The organism is Burkholderia sp. Ac-20353 (assembly GCF_017104785.1).
Classification (GTDB): Bacteria; Pseudomonadota; Gammaproteobacteria; order Burkholderiales; family Burkholderiaceae; genus Burkholderia.
In genome coordinates this window covers 1-810 of the sequence record NZ_JAAGPL010000540.1, presented here as the reverse complement: position 1 = coordinate 810, position 810 = coordinate 1, and the positions used below count along the sequence as shown (strand labels likewise).

At 66.0% G+C, this 810-nt stretch carries 1 protein-coding gene; it reads left to right on the top strand.

Going from position 1 to position 810, the window contains the following annotated elements; all coding sequences use genetic code 11:
* Positions 1 to 99 precede the first annotated feature (99 nt).
* On the top strand, positions 100 to 810 hold a 711-nt coding region (locus G3N94_RS41835), incomplete at its 3' end, for an ISNCY family transposase (protein WP_205799974.1).

Below are 810 nucleotides of genomic sequence, written 5' to 3'. Positions count from 1 at the left end.
GCGGCTAAGTTGTAATGTCCGCTTCTGGCTAAGTTCAAATGTCCGCTTTTGTGCCGCGTAAGCTATCCAGCCGCCGGTTGTCCGGCGCTGGGAGCTTCGATGACTGCAACAGAACGGATCACGATGACGATGCGGGAACTGGACCGATTCAAGGTCATTCAGGACGTCGCGGACGGCAAGCTCAAGCCGTGGCGCGCGGCCGAGCGACTTGGACTGACGACGCGGCAGATTCGGCGACTCGTCGGCCGACTGCGGGAGCACGGGCCGCAAGGCCTCGTGTCGCAGCGGCGCGCGAAGCCCAGCAATAACCGGCTGGACGCTGTGATGGCCGACCGGGTACTCGCGATCATCCGCGATCGTTACGCCGATTTCGGGCCGACGCTGGCCTGCGAGAAGCTCTGGGAATGCCACGGCATCCGGCTGGCCAAGGAGACGGTGCGGCGGCTGATGACGGACGCCGGCTTGTGGGTGCCACGCCGGCAGCGTCCGCCGAAGGTCTACCAGCCGCGGGCGCGGCGCGCGTGCCTGGGCGAACTGATCCAGATCGACGGCAGCGAGCATCGGTGGTTCGAGGACCGGGCGCCGCAATGCACGCTGCTGGTGTACGTCGACGACGCGACCAGCCGGCTGATGCAGTTGCACTTCACGGCGACCGAATCGACGTTCAGTTACTTCGAGGCGACGCGGGCGTACCTCGAGCGCCACGGCAAGCCGGTGGCGTTGTACAGCGACAAGGCGAGCGTGTTCCGCAGCACGACTGCGAGCAAGACCGGCCGCAGCGTGACACACTTCGGCCGGGCGATGTACGAG